20 protein-coding genes are annotated in these 16304 nt (G+C 56.2%); 18 read left to right on the plus strand and 2 right to left on the minus strand.

Annotated elements, in window-relative coordinates; all coding sequences use genetic code 11:
- Positions 1-89: 89 nt before the first annotated feature.
- Together ACXAC3_RS18950 and ACXAC3_RS18955 are read right to left on the minus strand one after the other, a co-directional pair.
- Positions 90-1358 (minus strand): helix-turn-helix domain-containing protein, encoded by a 1269-nt coding sequence (locus ACXAC3_RS18950; protein WP_475163722.1) that lies wholly within the window; start codon positions 1356-1358, stop codon positions 90-92.
- 369 nt (positions 1359-1727) lie between these two features.
- On the minus strand, positions 1728-2186 hold the full coding sequence (locus tag ACXAC3_RS18955; protein WP_475163727.1) for a hypothetical protein: 459 nt from the start codon (positions 2184-2186) through the stop codon (positions 1728-1730).
- 419 nt (positions 2187-2605) lie between these two features.
- Here ACXAC3_RS18955 and ACXAC3_RS18960 point away from each other — a divergent pair, with 419 nt between their 5' ends.
- The 18 genes from ACXAC3_RS18960 (at position 2606) to ACXAC3_RS19045 (ending at position 16112) form a co-directional block, all read left to right on the plus strand.
- Positions 2606-2962, plus strand: a complete 357-nt coding sequence (locus ACXAC3_RS18960) for a hypothetical protein (protein ID WP_475163730.1) — start codon at positions 2606-2608, stop codon at positions 2960-2962.
- A gap of 48 nt (positions 2963-3010) precedes the next feature.
- The gene (locus ACXAC3_RS18965) at positions 3011-3424 is read left to right on the plus strand and encodes a thermonuclease family protein (protein ID WP_475163735.1); all 414 of its coding nucleotides are present in this window, start codon (positions 3011-3013) and stop codon (positions 3422-3424) included.
- Positions 3425-3889: 465 nt separating this feature from the next.
- Positions 3890-4561 (plus strand): lytic transglycosylase domain-containing protein, encoded by a 672-nt coding sequence (locus tag ACXAC3_RS18970; RefSeq protein ID WP_475163738.1) that lies wholly within the window; start codon positions 3890-3892, stop codon positions 4559-4561.
- Positions 4558-4839 carry a hypothetical protein gene (locus tag ACXAC3_RS18975; RefSeq protein WP_475163741.1) on the plus strand — a complete coding sequence of 94 codons (282 nt, stop codon included), beginning with the start codon at positions 4558-4560 and terminating at the stop codon, positions 4837-4839. The genes ACXAC3_RS18970 and ACXAC3_RS18975 overlap by 4 nt, the downstream gene beginning before the upstream one ends.
- 3 nt (positions 4840-4842) lie before the next feature.
- On the plus strand, positions 4843-5121 hold the full coding sequence (locus tag ACXAC3_RS18980) for a VirB3 family type IV secretion system protein (RefSeq protein ID WP_475163743.1): 279 nt from the start codon (positions 4843-4845) through the stop codon (positions 5119-5121).
- 16 nt (positions 5122-5137) lie between these two features.
- A complete protein-coding gene (locus ACXAC3_RS18985) occupies positions 5138-7480 on the plus strand; it encodes a VirB4 family type IV secretion/conjugal transfer ATPase (protein WP_475163744.1) in 2343 nt (780 codons plus the stop codon).
- Positions 7477-7614: a hypothetical protein gene (locus ACXAC3_RS18990; protein WP_475163747.1), complete on the plus strand. Its 138-nt coding sequence runs from the start codon at positions 7477-7479 to the stop codon at positions 7612-7614. The genes ACXAC3_RS18985 and ACXAC3_RS18990 overlap by 4 nt, the downstream gene beginning before the upstream one ends.
- A complete protein-coding gene (locus ACXAC3_RS18995; protein WP_475163750.1) occupies positions 7614-8360 on the plus strand; it encodes a type IV secretion system protein in 747 nt (248 codons plus the stop codon). The genes ACXAC3_RS18990 and ACXAC3_RS18995 overlap by 1 nt, the downstream gene beginning before the upstream one ends.
- Positions 8357-8857 carry a hypothetical protein gene (locus ACXAC3_RS19000; protein ID WP_475163754.1) on the plus strand — a complete coding sequence of 167 codons (501 nt, stop codon included), beginning with the start codon at positions 8357-8359 and terminating at the stop codon, positions 8855-8857. Before ACXAC3_RS18995 ends, ACXAC3_RS19000 begins: the two co-directional genes overlap by 4 nt.
- A complete protein-coding gene (locus tag ACXAC3_RS19005) occupies positions 8854-9909 on the plus strand; it encodes a TrbL/VirB6 family protein (RefSeq protein WP_475163755.1) in 1056 nt (351 codons plus the stop codon). Before ACXAC3_RS19000 ends, ACXAC3_RS19005 begins: the two co-directional genes overlap by 4 nt.
- Before the next feature lie 17 nt (positions 9910-9926).
- A complete protein-coding gene (locus ACXAC3_RS19010; protein ID WP_475163757.1) occupies positions 9927-10571 on the plus strand; it encodes a VirB8 family type IV secretion system protein in 645 nt (214 codons plus the stop codon).
- Positions 10571-11386 (plus strand): TrbG/VirB9 family P-type conjugative transfer protein, encoded by an 816-nt coding sequence (locus ACXAC3_RS19015; protein ID WP_475163758.1) that lies wholly within the window; start codon positions 10571-10573, stop codon positions 11384-11386. Before ACXAC3_RS19010 ends, ACXAC3_RS19015 begins: the two co-directional genes overlap by 1 nt.
- Positions 11386-12069 carry a hypothetical protein gene (locus ACXAC3_RS19020; protein ID WP_475163761.1) on the plus strand — a complete coding sequence of 228 codons (684 nt, stop codon included), beginning with the start codon at positions 11386-11388 and terminating at the stop codon, positions 12067-12069. Before ACXAC3_RS19015 ends, ACXAC3_RS19020 begins: the two co-directional genes overlap by 1 nt.
- Before the next feature lie 11 nt (positions 12070-12080).
- Complete coding sequence (locus ACXAC3_RS19025; RefSeq protein WP_475163765.1) at positions 12081-12914, plus strand: TraB/TrbI/VirB10 family type IV secretion system protein; 834 nt, start codon at positions 12081-12083, stop codon at positions 12912-12914.
- Positions 12914-13927 carry an ATPase, T2SS/T4P/T4SS family gene (locus ACXAC3_RS19030; RefSeq protein ID WP_475163769.1) on the plus strand — a complete coding sequence of 338 codons (1014 nt, stop codon included), beginning with the start codon at positions 12914-12916 and terminating at the stop codon, positions 13925-13927. Before ACXAC3_RS19025 ends, ACXAC3_RS19030 begins: the two co-directional genes overlap by 1 nt.
- Before the next feature lie 12 nt (positions 13928-13939).
- Positions 13940-14281, plus strand: coding sequence for a hypothetical protein (locus tag ACXAC3_RS19035; protein WP_475163772.1), 342 nt, complete (start codon positions 13940-13942; stop codon positions 14279-14281).
- The gene (locus ACXAC3_RS19040) at positions 14275-15831 is read left to right on the plus strand and encodes a type IV secretory system conjugative DNA transfer family protein (RefSeq protein ID WP_475163773.1); all 1557 of its coding nucleotides are present in this window, start codon (positions 14275-14277) and stop codon (positions 15829-15831) included. The genes ACXAC3_RS19035 and ACXAC3_RS19040 overlap by 7 nt, the downstream gene beginning before the upstream one ends.
- A gap of 80 nt (positions 15832-15911) precedes the next feature.
- Positions 15912-16112 carry a YqaE/Pmp3 family membrane protein gene (locus ACXAC3_RS19045; protein WP_475163775.1) on the plus strand — a complete coding sequence of 67 codons (201 nt, stop codon included), beginning with the start codon at positions 15912-15914 and terminating at the stop codon, positions 16110-16112.
- Positions 16113-16304 lie beyond the last annotated feature (192 nt).

A 16304-nucleotide genomic window follows, 5' to 3' on the forward strand; every position in this document is an offset into this window, starting at 1 on the left:
GAAACAGAGCGGAAACCTGCCGATAAGGCACGTGATTTTGAAAAGCTGGCAGCGCAAACCTCATAGGGTTGTGAAACATCCTTTCCGCCCTAACGAAGCCCATGGTCTTCCTCCCGCGCTCTTCGCGCCAGCAGCCCCATGAAGCTGGAAATCAGGTTCAACTCTCCGCGTTCATCTGCCTGAACCATGCCCCGCAGATATCCTCCCGGATTGACGACCAGCGGCAGTTTCGGATCACTCAGCCTTGCGTCTGTGATCACTCCAGCCAGGATCGCACCCATGAGCGTCAGTCGATTGATCGCCTCATGCCAGGCGGAGATGTTTGTATTGATCTCTGACAGCCGGGACCAAACACCGGCCTCGATCGCGTAGAGTGTCGGGGTGGGGTTCTGATCGCCGCCACCAGCAATATCGATATGCATGCGCAGCTCGGGTGAAGCCAGCTCATAGAGAATACGGTTATTCACCCGCGGTAGCTTTTGGGTCTTGTGCGCTGCCGCATCCGTCGGATGATTGCTTTCTAAGCAATGCGCAGGGCCGTCAGGCCCGAAGCCAGAACAATCTGGTTCCGAGGCTTCAGCCGAGGGCATTGAACTCTCGCCATCAGCGTTACAGGACAGAATTGTTTCTTCAATTTGGTCTTGTATATGGGACCCGAAACAAGCTTCGGGCGCACCCGAAATTTCACCGGGTTTTGCGACATGATCTTCGATACGTTTCCAAAGGTTACGAGCGGCCTGAACATGGCATTTGAGCTGATCCAGGGACATGTATTTCAGCTTGTCAGAACGCGGCCAGGACCGAAACTCATCCATCATGATATCAGCGCCTTTAGGAGGGCAGGGGAGTGAAACGAGAACCGCCAGCCCGTGTTTCACATATCGGTAAAGGCGCGACCGATCCCCGCGCAGCGCGTCATGTTGCTTCTTGTCTGCCTTGTTTTGTGCTTCCGCGTCGAGCATCTCGGGTATGAGGTTCAGGGCGGGTGTTAGGAAGAGGCCAAGCCCCTTACGTTTGCATCGTGCGCCATTGGCCCCAAGCCTGCGTTCAATGAGACCGATGGCTTCCAGGGTGCGTTCGTGATTGTGGATCGTCCGATCTGTCACGCCACGCCTGGCAATCAGCGTTTCCTGACGGGCATAGCAAAAAGGTTCCTGGGACGGATCACGAAACGCGTTTGGAGAGATCATATCGATGATGAGCTCAAAGGTGCGAATACACTGCGCCGATGCACCTCTGAACTGTGCGTAGCAGACGCAGAGTTGCCGAAACCGGTCCCGATTCCAGCCATCTGGCAGGCCGTTGTGGAAGCGCTTCGGGTCTTGAAGTCGGGCGGTCGAGATCTGTCGGAAACTCATGGCTTCGACCTCACTGGGCGTGATTCCGGTAGACCTGCACAGTGTCGCGCGTTGGCAAATTGAATAGAGTGGATTTCCTTCATGATCTGTTTCTCGTTTGCGAAGCAAAGCGGGGCGAACCTCAGCAATTAGACAAAGAAAAATCGTTCGCACAGATGCGTTTATCCTTGTCAGGTTTTTGGGAGTTTCCTATAAATCAGGTGATCAAACGTGACTTAAGAAGATCCCCGCTGAGGCCCCGCCTTGCGGGGGTTTTTTTGTTATTGGGGTCGGGTATTTCCTCTGGGCCAGACTGCCTTGTGGGCAAATGCAGTCGACAATTTCTGCAGCTCAGCCAGGATCATCGCATCCTGATGATGAGCCCGCCCTTCAGTATTTGACCAACTCGTAATCGCTGATCCCAAATGTGTCGGTCCATTCCACCCCGACGCCACGAAAGTAGCTGGGAGGCTCGCAACGATTGCCAAGTGGCAGCCAGGCTGGGATTGGAGCAGGCGCGCGATCGGACCATTGAAAGCTCGCGTTGTCGTCATAGGTGCCGACAACAAGATCCAGCGATCGCTCGCAATCTCCCTCCCGTGAGCGACGGCGATAGCTGTAGTGTCGCACGTCCCAAACCCTGATGGATCTGACAACTTCGAAATCAGAAGAAGAGGGACCGACGCTGACCGGCGTGGCCTGCGATGTATCAGAGAATAGTTCGAAGAAATCATGAGCCGCCTCAGCTGAAGTCGCAGCCTCCAGCAGCAGTGGCTCGGAGGATATATGTGTTGGCAGTTCCGGATCGGGATTGGCACTGGTGCGCTTGATGGCGTCCAATCTTTCCATTGGGCTGAGACCTGACGCGCTTAGTGCTGCATTCATTGGACAGCGCCAGAGTTGAAGCGGCGGCTCGACTGGGTAGGGGGTGATACGTCGAATGAACTCCGCCTTGGCTGCGACGCAATCAGTCGAACTTGGCCAACCTCCGGCGAGGCAAAGGAATATGGCACAGTCAATTGGATAGGCACTGGCCTGCGTGGCCGGCAGTGCAGCGAGTGCAACTGCAAGGGCCTTTGCGCGAGTTCTATTTCCGGATTTTGAGTGTTTCAAGATGGTCTCTCCTGCTTGCGAATCGCTTAAGCAATATCCGGCCAATATACTCCTGACAATCTAATATAGTATATTGGCGGGTTTTCTTATATTGACGTAGATTGTGTTTTAGTCCACAACTTTTGGATGTAGAAGGCGGCTCATAGGGGGTCGTCATGGCGGACAATAAGAGACAATACACTGTGGTAACCATTGAGATGGTTCGGGGCCTGAAAGAAGATCAGGTTCCCTTTACATGCCGCTACGAATTTATCGGACTCGCTTCCCTTGGACGACCAAAGTACCACTGCATTTACAGCTCTCCGAACTATGTCGGGGCATTGTGCAAGTCGAAGATCTCTCGTGCAGGCGCAGAGCCCAGAGAGTTCGATCTTTGGCCGGGGCTTTTTAAGCATCACCAGGAATTCGGGGATGGGCGCATTCTTTGCGTCAAATCGGACTACACGATCGAGTCCATTAGCCCTGAGGGTCTCAAAGCAGCTCAGGCTCTGGACGCGAAATCCAAGACCTGATCGGTCTCACGCAAACGCGCTGTTGAACCATGAACTGGGGCAGGGCGCATGAAAACGCTCCTGTTTCTCAGTGCCACACTCGCGTCTTTGTTCTTTGTTGCGGTCTGGATTGAACCATCACAACAAACAAAGACCCTGAGCGCATCCGAGGTGATTGCCGTTGATGGAGACACCATCGACCACGGTGATGACCGCTACCGCCTCATCGGTTTCGACACACCTGAGACCTTCCGCGCACAATGTGAGGCCGAGAGAGCATTGGGTCTGAAAGCCAAAGACCGCCTGACGGAGATCATTCAGACCAGTGGGCAGATAGAATTGGTTATCCAACCAGACCTGGACGTGCATGACCGTTTCCTCGCGGTCGGACGTTCAGGTGGTCAGGAGATAGGGAAAACTCTGATGTCCGAAGGTCTCGCGCGACCCTATTCGGGCGGCAAACGCGGGTCCTGGTGCGGCTAGACGAAAGGACTGAGCGACGATTTGCAGAAAATGGAGCGAAATAACTGAGCAATGAGCGGTCCTGTCGATTGCGCCAACAACCGACAGGACAAGAAACGCCCCAAATCCATCCGGGCATTCCTCCAACATCAAAAGAGAACTGTACTATGGTAAAAACAGTAGTCCTAGATGCCGATCCTAGATCGGACAGCACCGAAGCAGAGTCAATGGGTGCAACCCTGGACAACCTGTCTGCACCTCCGACCGCTTAGCGCAGACTGGCGCTTGAGGCGAACGGGGCATCCCGACATTTCAGCCAAACTTTCAGGCTGAGAGGCCCAAGCTGCACAACGGCTTGGTGCGGAGCTTGTGAAGGGCGTTGCGCTGTGTCGAAGCCCTGAAATCCTCCGTCTCCGCAGCGTCCGACCTTATGCCTCGTAATGACTATTATGTAAACTTTGCTGACCTATTTGCGGGAGCGAACTCGTGAGCAGCTTTTCCAAAATCTTCACTGAAAACGGACGCCAGCTCAACGCCATTTGGTCTTTGTTGGCGCTCGTCGGAACCGACGTCACCGCACAGGTCATCGAATACGAGCCCGATGGCAGCGTGTTTCTGAATGGTGCGCGGGCAGAAATCGTTGACGGCATCGTTCGTCCGATCCGGATGCGTGAATACTTGCTTGACGAACAGCCAGAAGCACCAAAACCCAAGCCACAGGAAAAGATCGAGATTGCGGGCAAGGCACCGCGGCCTCGCAAAGCCTCGGGTGGATGGTCGCAGGACCGGATCGTCAAAGAAATTCACGCAGCGGCGGATCGGCATGACATTCCGGCCGAGTTGTTCATGGCTCTGGTCTGGCAGGAAAGCCGGTATCGGGCAGACGCCCTATCACCCAAAGGTGCCTATGGCTTTGCACAGCTCATGCCGGGAACGGCAAAAGACCTGGGCGTGAACCCAAGGAACCCTGCAGAAAATCTCGACGGTGGTGCCCGCTATTTGGCGGCGCAGTACCGCGCGTTCGGAAACTGGAAGCTGGCGCTTGCCGCCTACAACGCCGGGCCTCACCGCGTCGTCGAATATGGCGGCGTCCCCCCCTTCACCGAAACCCGCAACTACGTGCGGATCATCCGAAGCAAAGTGAGCACTTCCTCATGAACAGAACCCACTTCATCCAACAGACCGCGTTCTTCGCGCTGGCTCTGATTGTCGTTAGTGCTGCACCGGCCTCCGCTGGCTGGCTGCAAGATGCCATTGGCGATTTCATCAACGAAACACTGGCCGACTCTAAGGTTGTTGGCGTGAGCCTTGCCGCTGTCGGCTTCATCTGGGGCTGTCTGGCCTATGTGTTCGGCTGGGGTTCTCTGAAGGGACCAGTGGTCGCAATTGTTGTCGGTGCCGTTATCGGCCTCGCTGATACGTTCATCGGAGCCTGATTGATGCCGCGCCGAAACACGGTCTTTCGCGGCCTGAACCGCCCCGCGGAATGGGGCGGCCTGCCCGTAATCTATCTGCTGGTGATCCTTGGGATGACCATGCTTTCGTTCTTCATGTTCGGGATAGCGCCAGCAGTCATTGCGGGTTTTGTTTTCTACACCGGGCTTCGCCTCTTTTACGAATGGGAACCGGCTTTCTTCCGCGTCCTGTCCGTAACCCTTTCCAAAACTCCGCGCACCAAAAACCGTCAGCACCACGGGGGAGATTACTATAGTGCCTAAGCCTGCAGCCCGAGGCATGTGGACCCTTGCCCGCTCGTTGATCGAGCCGAGCTGGCGCAAGGATGAAATGAGCCTCTTTCAGATGTTGCCGTATGGCTATGTCGTCGACGATGAGGTCTTTTCCACGCGCAACGGTGGTCTGATCGCCGCTGCAGAAATTACCGGTATCAACGCAAACACGCTGGACGAAAACGAGTTCGAGTTCCTTGCCGAACGGTTTGAGCGCGTGTTGCGGACAACACCCAATGAGGTCGCATTCTACGTTCATCGAGTGACCGTTCCCGCTGAGACGGGGCATGTCATCACGGACACAACCGGCTTTGCTGGTGCTGTGGCAGAAGCCATGCGGACAGCCTCACTCGATGCTGAACTGAAAGAGCGCAAAATCATCATCAGCGCCATTCTCCAAAGGCGGCAGGATGAACGCGCAAAACAGATCTTCGGCATGTCGTCAGGAACGATCGACGAGGAACGCCGCGAATTGATGGAACAGCTCGACGGTGTGTTCACAACACTGGCGGGCACGTTGGGTGAGGCTCGTGTGCGCCGGCTGAAGCTCAGCGAGGGGCGTTGGCTCGGCTATTATGGAATGCTGTTGAATGGTCGGTATCAGCCGATCATTCACACCAATATTGCAGAACCCATCGCCTTCAATATGCCGCAAGAGGATGTGCTGTTTCAGGGCAAGACCGGCAAACTGGTAACGGGCAACGGTTATGAACGCTCCATTCGTGTCTATTCCCTGAAGAATTACCCAATGGCTTCGTTCCCCGGTATTTTCGATGGGCTGGATCTGCCGGTTGATGTCGTCATTTCGCAATCGTTCCTGCCGATCAGCCGCGCCCAGGCACAGGAAATGGAACGCCGCAAGTCCGGACAAATGCGCTCGGCAGGCGACAAGGCTAAGTCTCTTGAAGAGGACTTGTCCATCCTGGCGGACGGCATTGCCTCCGGCACCATGTCTCTCGGCAAGCACCACCTGTCGATCTGCGTGTTCGGGACAGAGGAAGATCTGAAAACAGCCGAAAAACACATCATCGGTGAAATTCAGATTGCGGGTGGCACAGTGAAGCGCGAAGCGATCTCGGCGCGGGCGGTGTATTTCGCGCAGCACCCCGGCAATTTCGCGTTCCGCCCCCGCGAAGAACTGATCACAGATCAGAACTTTGCCGACATGGTTGCGTTCCACATGCGGCCAAATGGGTTGGACGATGAAAAGCTGCCCTGGCCGGGGCCATTGGCGACTTTCCCGACCACGCATGGCGACAGCTACGATGTTTCGCTGCACCTGCCCAAGACCAATTCAGACGCTGAAAACCTGCCTTCCGGACATACCATCGTTCTGGGACCAAACGGATCGGGTAAGACCGTGATTGCAATGCTGCTGGCGACGATGGCAGTAGCGCAGGGCGCGCGTATCATTGCGTTTGACAAGGACCGGGCGATGGAAGCCCCCATGCGGGCGCTCGGCGCACAGTACACCCGCGTCCGTGTGGGCGAACCCACTGGAATGAACCCGTTTCAGACGGAGAGGGATGAGGCGGGGCAAAGCTGGCTGGCGAATTGGGTCACGGCTCTGATGAGCTACGACGAAAAACTGACCGCTGAACAGAAAGACGAGATAGCACAGGCTTGTCAGGCCAACGCGACCCTGCCCCCGCAGCTTCAAAACTTCAATTCACTGGTGGATCGGTTCAGAGCCTTTGATGACGGCAAGAACCTCTTCAAGCGTGCAAGTGAATGGGCAGGTGACGGGCGGTTGTCGTGGATGTTCGGTGAAGGTGGCACAGATCCTTTTGGCTCCGACGATCGGCATCTTGTGTTCGACATTTCCGAGGTTCTGGATGACGAGTTGGTCCGGTTGGCGTGGATCAGCTACGTCATGCGCCAGATCGAGCGCCGGTGTGCTGCACGCGAACCTACAGTCTTTGTCATTGATGAAGCATGGGTGATTGCTGGCAACCCCTACGGCGCTGACATCCTCAAGAACGCTTACACCACGTATCGGAAGCTGAACGTCATGGTGATGATGATGACCCAGATCCCCGATCACATCCTGTCGTCAGCGGCCAGTAAATCGATCCTGGAAAACACCAGCACGCAGCTCTTGTTCCCGTCCCGATCCGGCAATGAAGCAGACTACCGGGCAATCGGTTTGAACGATGCAGAGCTGGGTGCATTGCGGGCGCATTTTGGCGACCGCGTGATGCTTATGAAAAAGGGTGATGAGAGTGTCTGGCTCGATGTCGATGTCGGCGCACTCGGCCCCTTGCTTCGTGTTCTGAGCGGATCAGACGGCAAGTCGTTCCCTGATGCCGACTGGCGACAAAACCCCAACTTCTGGAAGGAAATCACATGAGATCCCGCTTTGTAATTGCCCTTGTTGTTTTGGCCGCCGTTGCAGCCTGCACCAACACCTATTCGGGCTATCGCAGCAAATGCGCCTGTGACTTTGAGCGCATGACCCCGCCTGAAAACTTGGAGCTTGTCTGATGGACGTCCTGAAAACCCTTCGCACCACTGTAGCCGTCACCGTTCTGGCCGCCCTGCCCGTCATGACGGCTGCACAGGGTGTTCCGACCATCGACGCCACAGCCATTACACAGGACGCCGCCAACTCGGCCAAAGAAATCGCTGAAATGGTCCGCCAGTATGAACAGCTGTTGCAGCAATACGAAAAGCTCGAGCAACAGCGTGCCATGCTGGAAAACTCCTTCAAGGCCATTTCCGGCCTGACGGACTTGGACGAGTTCAATAGCCGCAGTTTTTTGAAGCTGGCGACTGCCGCTGACACGCTCGGCTATGCGCTGGATGCAACCGAAGACACGATTGGCGATCTTCCCGGCGTGGCCGGGCTGGCGATGGAACGCAGGTCAATCAGTCTGGGGCTGAACAACGGCGTTCTGAAAGAGTTCAGCACGTCAGACGTTCCGGCCCGGCGCATTCTCTCAGAGCGCGGTGGCGCGGGCTTGATGGCATCGGCCCTTGGCGAACAGGGCTATGACATGGCGGGCAAGCTCTCAGAGGATGCCGAAAAACTGCGCGGTGAAATCGGTCAACAAGAAGATCTGAAGGATGCCATCGACTTCAACACGGCGGTTTTGATGAAACTCCTTCAAGTTGAAATAGAAATCTTGCGCGCAACCTCGGCTAATGCTCTGGCATCGGGCACCGACCTGGCTGCAACCGCTGCCGATCTTTCGACGCTCAGCAACTATGTACGAGGGACATCACAATGAAACTTCGCTCAACTCTCATCCTGACCATTGCAGCCGCCGCCGTTATGTCGGGGGCTGCATCGGCACAGTTGAAGCTGCGCCCATCACCCAAGGTCGATATGCCGTTCGGTGAATATCGCAAGTGCCTTGGGTACTCGGGCGCGCGTGAGTACGGTCGTCAATTCGTCAAAGACGATCAGGCACGCATGGCCGAAGCGGGCCAATCCGCAGACAAACAGCCTCTTGTGACCAACTGGTCGGTGGTGATCCTGAATGAACAGGTCATCGCTGCGCACGAGGTCACCATCGAGCAATGCAAACTGCGCAAATCTGGCAAGACCTTCAGCACCGAATGTCCGCTGGGCGGTTTGAGCCGAGAGGACGCGGCAAAGGAGGTCGGAGCTGACCAAGACGAGTTTTGGACCCAACCGTCCGACAACCTTGCCGCGCTGAAGAAAGAGCAACGGACCCGTCTGGAAGCTCTGCGCCCTGCAATTGAAGAGGCTTGTGGGCCGTGATCCAGGACTTCGTCAGCTCGATTGAGGATGCGCTTAGTAACTTCTCGCAGCAAGCATACAACAGCCTGGCGGCGGATCTCGCAGCCGGTCTCTGGGCAATAGCCGCGCTGATCTTCGTGGCGATGCTGATCAACGGCGTGCTTCAAATCCGGGAAATCGGGTTTGGCGGCTATGTCGGCTGGATCATTCGGGCGACGATCATCATTGGCATGGCTTCAAGCTGGTCATTCTTTCAACCCATTTATCAGGGCATTTCGAGCCTCCCAGACAACGTTGCGGGAGAATTGACCGGCACAACAAATGTCTGGGAAGCACTTGATGACATTGCGCTTCAGTGTTTCTTGATGGGACAGCAGGCCATTGAAAACGCGACCTGGGGCTTGAGCATCACCGGGGCAATTCTCTGGGTTGTTGGGGCTGTTATCGTTGCTTTTGGCACTGGCATGGCGCTGATTGCAAAAGGCGGTCTGGCGGTCCTGCTGGGTCTAGCGCCTGTGTTCATCGCAACGCTGCTCAGCTCGGCAACAGCTAATATCTTCGCAGCCTGGGCGAAAACGACGGTTGGCCTGATCATGGTCATCGTCGTTCTGACAGGCATCGTTTCTCTCATTCAGGCCCTTTTCAGCTCCGAACTGACCGCTGTTGAGGATGTGAACAATATGGAGGCCAGTGGCCGGTTTTTGGCGATTTGCATTGTGTCAATCGTGATGCTCACGCAGATCCCGTCGCTCGCGGGTGGAATGTCGGGTGCTATCGTGTCGGCGTCTTCGGGCCTGGCCGTTGCAATGGGTGCCGCCGCTACAGCCAGAAACGCAATGGGCACGGCCAGAGACGGTACGCGTGGCGCTATCGCTGGTGGGAAAACTGCCGCCGCAATGGCCTCCGCAGCCCGCGACGGGACCGGGGTTCGTGATAGCGCCTCGCGCGCGATGCAGGCACGCCGAGACATTGCGCACAGAGCCCGCAATCAGGATGGGGCAGCGCGGCAAAGCTACGCCGCTGACCGTTACCGGCAGAGCATTCGACAAGCCCGTGCCGACAGAACTTCATAAACCGAGGTATTGAGCAAATGTCACACGTGACAGATCACGAAAAAGAACTCTTTCTGGGCGCACGCCGCGATGCCTTCAAATGGCAAGTGTTCGGTATGGCCGGAATGGCAATGGGCGTGGCCTCCATCATTGGTTGGGCGCTGCTCCTTCCCCTGAAGGAAATCCGCGCGGTGCCATTCTCCATTGATCCCGACACAAAGCTGCCGGTGCTGCTGACTGAAAAGGTCGAAGAACTGGAACCATCCGAGGCGATGGCCTTCCGCGAGGTGGCAAACTATGTGCAGGACCGGGAAACCTATGATGTCCAGGACAACAACGAGCGCCTGAAATCGGTGCTGCGACGTTCTGATGAGCTGGCCGAAACGTCCTACCGCGAACTGTGGGACGGCTCGAACGACAACCATCCGGACGAAATCTATACGCCCAAGACAAAGGTGCAGACAGAAATTCTGGGCGTGTCGCCGGTCAACGATGAGACGGTGCAGGTCGAGATCCGCAAGTCCCTGATCGTGCCAAACCAAGCAACGGCCTCAGCCCGCTACGTGGTCACAGTGACTTACGGGTTTGAGGAGAAAATCGTGACGTCGATGGATGAGCTTCTGGAAAATCCATTCGGCTTCGTTGTCAACAACTACCGCGTAGACGCCATGGGGAACATCTGATGCAGCGTAGGTTCAAAACACTTACAACCGCCGCTGCAGTCTTGGCACTCGCTACGCCCCTGCTTGCGGAAATCACACCTCAACCAGACGGCAAGAACGCGGACCACCGCATCACGCATTTCCATTACGTCGAGAACCAGGTGTACCGCATCCCTGTGGGTGAACGCCTGATCACCTATGTTCATTTTCCGCAGGGCGAAACCGTCCGCAGCATTGGTGCGGGCGACACTGAAAGTTTTCAGATCACCCGCCTGCAGGAAGGTCGCGTTATTGCGTTCAAGCCGGAAATCCTGAACTCGGATTCAAACCTGACCGTCCTGACAAATCGCGGGACATACAACTTCTATCTGGTTCCGGCTGAGAGCGCCGCCGAACGCAAACGTGTTCCATTCCGGGTCACGTTCTACAACAAAAACAACAGCGGCGGGACTACAACGCGCCGTGGCACGGTGGCACGCAGCGAGCCGAAACCAACAGGCCGGTTCGTCAACCAAAACTACTCGCGGTCGGGCAAAGCGGAGTTTGCGCCCACCGCCGTTTGGGATGATGGCGTACACACCTATATGCAGATCCCACAGGATGCGGAGCTGCCGGGTATCTTCCGTGTCCTGCCTGATGGACGTGAGCTGATGGTGAACACCACAGTCAAAGAGCGCGGCATTATCCAGGTGCAGGGCCTTTCAGATCTTTGGACACTGCGCATCGAGGACACTTCAATCTGTGTTCGCGACGATGGCGACGCGTTTCAGCAAGCGAGTGCAACGGGCAGGCCCGTCACTTCACAGACAGTTAAACATACGGGGACAGGCAAGTGATGAACCGTGAGCAGACAATTGCGGCACGGGTGGCGGCTGAACAGCCGCCCCTGCGTTCCCGGAAAAGGCTTGAACCCAAGAAGCTCATGGGCGTTGCCCTCGCGGGTGCCGTGTTCGTTGGTTTCGCGTGGTTTGTGCTGGGCGATGACGCCAAGAACAGCCGCGCAGGTGTCCGCGTCGATGCCCTGCAGCACAGCGGTGGCGAACGCTATGGCCTGCTTACGGCACGGGGGCCGGACGTAGACGAACCCGAACCAGACGCGTTGCCGGAGGAAATCGCCGTCGCAACGCCCGCCTCAGCTCCACAGCCGGTTGAATTCATCGGGTTTGATAAAGCCATGAAAACTATCGAACAGCTCAACGATCGTATTGCGGGGCTGCAAGGTGAACTGACAGACGTAAAAGTGGCGATATCCGAAAAGGATGGTGAAATCGCTTCGCTCACTCTGGCCAATGAACGCCTTCAGGTCAGGTACGACGAGCGCGAGAAAAAGTTTCAGACAGAGCTTGCCCAGGCCGTTGCTGATGCTGAGGCACGGGCACTTGCCAGCATGAGCCACTTGCAGACTACGGGTCTGACCGATGATGAGCGGCGCAGGCTTGAAGAACTCAAGCGGATGCGCGAACGCCAAAACCAGTCAGACGGCATCGTGTTTGATGAAAACCCATACGGCAGAAACTAGTGGAGCTGACGATGAACAGAACAGCACTTACCCTCGTCCTGGTCACGTTGGCCTCAAGCGCGATTGCGCAGGATGGCACCGGCCAAAACTACGAGCCGATTAACAGCGGATCGCAGCCGGTGATTTTCCAGCCCTTCCCCCCTGCCCCGCAGCCGGTTCACGTCCAGCCAGACGACACCCGCTTGCCTGAAGAACAGCGCGGCTATCAGGAAAACCCGAATACGACATGGCAAAACAATCTGGTCGAAGAATACCCGCCCATCGTCGGGGCTTCGATCATTGACGATCCGTCGCGCACTCTGACGCAAGGCACGGTGTTGTCGGCGGTATTCGGCGGTGCTGTCAGCTCGGAATTGCCGGGTAGCGTGGTGGCAACGATCACGCGTGGCGTCTACTCGATGGACGGTACGCGTTTGCTGCTCCCGCGTGGATCGAAGCTCTATGGCGAGTATCGGGCGGATACGACGCTGGCGCAAACGCGCATCATGATTGTTTGGAGCCGTGTCATCACGCCTGATGGCCTTTCCGCTCAGATCGGATCGGCTGGCACGGACGGTCAGGGCCGCACAGGTGCGACCGGCAGGGTGAACACACACTTTGGTAAGCGGTTCGGCACCGCCGCGTTGTTGTCCATCATCGGAATTGCCCCTGTGGCGCTGGTCTCTGACAGCGATAGCAACAACTCAGTTCGGACTGATCTGGCAACACAAGTGGGGTCTAACCTGCAGAACGCCACGGCAGCGGCGCTTGATGAATACCTGCGCATTACGCCGACAATCTTTGTCGATCAGGGCAGTCGCATCAACGCAATCCTGCAGCGCGACGTCGTGTTCGACAGCTTCTAATGAGCGGGCGAAACGGCAATGGTCTTCTGGAATATTATACAGGCAAGATCGAACATCTGTTGCACGATGAAAGCCTGAGTGAGATTTCTGTGAACCCTGACGGATCTGTCTGGGTCGAAGAAATGGGCACAACCCGCATGATCAGGACAGACATCACTCTGAACAGGGACGACGTAGAGAATATCGGGAGGTGTGTGGCTGGGTTCAGCGATGTGACATTCGGAGAAAAGAAGCCGATTGCGACGGCCAACGTGCCGACACAACAGGGCAAAGCGCGGGTGCAGGTTGTCATCCCGCCAGCAACTACCGGCGTGGGGTCCGTGGCGATCCGTCTGCTCCGCGTAAAAACCGTTGACCTGGGCGCATTCAGCTTTGCCAGCAAAGAGGCCGCACTAGCCGAAAGCAACGATCACAGCGCGCTTGAGAATGCACGGCGGGCTCTCGTAGCGGGCACGATGCGCTTTGACGAGCTGGCCAACCTTTCGATGCAGAGCAAATGGAACGTGATTATTGCGGGCGGCACATCGTCGGGCAAAACCACTGTTCTCAATGCCATGCTAAAGCGCGTCGATCCGGGCGAGCGGATCGTGACGATTGAAGAAGTGGCCGAGCTGGACATTGAGCAACCCAACTCTGTCGATCTGCTTGCTGACCGATCAGAAGAAGATGGCCCTCGATCACCAACAAAGCTGCTGGAATCCGCCTTGCGGCTCCGCCCGGATCGGCTCATCTGCGGTGAAATCCGGGGCGACGACGCGAATATGTTCCTGGAACTGGTGAATACCGGTCACGACGGATCTGTCTGCACCATGCACGCCAACTCGCCCGTAGATGCCATTGGACGCATAAGCAAAATGGTGCGGCGTGGATCTCCGACCGTCCAAAAGTCAGAGGTGGTCGATGACATCCGGGCCACCATTCACATGATCGTTCACATGAAGAAAATCGGGGACGAGCGAAAGGTCAACGGCGTGATCTTCCCGCCCCTGATGACCGCTGAACAACTTATCTGAAGGACTTACGACATGGCTGAATTTCAGGATCTTCCCAAAAGCAAGAAGGTCGCGATAGCCGGTACAATGGGCTTTATCGCTACCTCGGCTTGCGCGGTGTTGGTGGTCGGTCTGGCTCTCGAATACATCAACACCAGAGGCTTTCGCGGACTGGACATCTGGGCAATCCCAAAGAAGTTCATGGCACAGCCTGCAGAGACGCAGCAGATCATGGGTCTGGTGGCGGTGGTCGCGGTGGGTGTTTTGACCTTTGCATTCGTGGCAGCTGCGCTGCGTGGCCCCTCGACAAATACGGTGATGCGAGTTTTGCAAAGGCCCCTCAGCTCGTCCAGGAGGGCTATGCTTCGATGCTGAAGCTCAAAGACCAACTGGATAGTGAAATCGTTTTTGCCAAGTTCGGTTCACCAAAAGAGAAGAACGCCATCTACTATAAGCCCGGTCCGAGTGTTCAGAAGCCACATGCGATGTTCATTGCGCCGTCTGGCTCGGGTAAGACCAGTGGCTTTGTGATCCCCAATATTCTGCGGTTCAACGGCTCCTGCGTTGTTCTGGACATCAAGGGCGAGATCTTCCAGACAACCGGCGCACGGCGGGCGGCAATGGGTGATGAGGTCTTTGTGTTCGACCCCGAAAACCCGGAAAAAAGCCATAGCTATAACCCGCTGAGGCGCGCAGCTCGGGCAGACAATCTGGATCGACGCTGGGAAGAAGTGATTCAGGTCGCAACGCAGATGTTCGACACGCCCAGCTCATCCGCTCAGGGCTTTTTGGGCGGCGTTGAAGGCATGTTCTGCGCAATGGCGATGTTGGCAATCAAGCGGAACCGTCCGTACATTTCCGAGATCCTGCGCCTGGTCAAAACGACCAAGCAAAAGGATTATGAAAAGATGGCCGAAGAAGTAGGCTATGCCCGGGCAGCAGATGAGTTCCTGAATCTAGCAGCCGAAGAATCCAAAATCCTCCGGTCAACAATTTCGGTTATGAACAACTCCGGCCTTCAGCTCTGGCGCAACCCGTCTGTGGCAAGAGCCACGCAGGGCAATGACATCAACTTTGAAGATCTGCGTCGGCGCCCCACCTCGATCTACTTTTCTGTGCCGGGGAAAAAGGTCAAAGAGTTCCGGACACTCATTCGCCTGTTCTTCCTCGATCTGGTGAACACAATCGAAACCGTTGAGCCGGGCCCAGATGAGCCATTCAAGGTTTTGATGCTGCTCGATGAGTTTCAGCGCCTGGGTCATCTTGAGCGCGTCGTTGAAGCGTATGACACCATGCGATCATTCGGTGGCCGGATCATCGTGATTTCTCAAACGCTGTCCCGCCTGCAGGACATCTATGGGCATGAAGGCGTGCGGGCGATGCTGGCAAACGCTGGAACCCAGATGTTTGCGGCCTCTGAGGATTCAGAGGTGCGCGAACACGTGTCCAGGTCCATCGGTGACAAAACCGTCATGAGCAAGTCGAAGTCTCGGGCGCTTGGTAAAATGGAAATGGGCAGCATATCGGAACGCGAGGAAGGCATTCGCCTGCTTCGGCCCGAACACGTTGGCCGATTGCCTGAAAATGAGGTTGTACTGATCCGCGAAGGCAAGATGCCGGTGATAGCGAACAAGATCCGATACTTCGAAGATCCGTATTTCATGCAGTTTTTGGGCGGCGATAGTCCGAAGATCAAAGGCACACACCTCGATCTTGCCGCAGAGCAAGCCAGGGACACAGCAAAGGCGTTGGCTGAAGTGAAACCGGCCCCTGCCCCGGAGAGAGAAATTTCTGAAAAAGACCAGGAACTTCAGGCGGCATTTGATGCACAGCGCACGGTCGCAAAGCGGAAAAGCCGGTCAGCGAAAGATATGGCGATGGAGAAAATGAGAGCCAAACGGCCTGAAAGTAGCGCCTCCGCTTGACGGGCGTGCTGTTTCGGTAAATCTGCGCTTAACCATGTTCGTGAGAACATAGCGGTCTAACTATCAGAAGGTTATTTCAGATGAGATTGATACTCGCGATTTTGCTCCCGTTTGTGGTGTTTTTCACGATCAGGCGCCCATTTCAGGGCTTTTTCTGCCTGCTTTTGCAGCTAACGCTCATTGGCTGGATTCCGGCCGCAATATGGGCTGTGTACTCGCTTAGCCAGTACAACACGGACAAGAAGATCAAGGCTGCAGCGAATAGGTTGGGCGATCAATGATCTGAGTTGCCGAAAACCCGGAATGGTTTGAAGAAATAGAAAACCGCAAGATCAGCCCTGCCGTCGGCTAAATCAAATAGGGCCACCCCGAGGCGGGGGTCTACTCCGGTAGGGTGCAGGATCATACGTTCGTGCAAGCAGCCGTTCGCGGATCACGCGGCGAAGGTGCCGAGAGAGCCCGAAAGGGCCCAA

Source organism: Ruegeria sp. ABV4_181, from assembly GCF_056158465.1.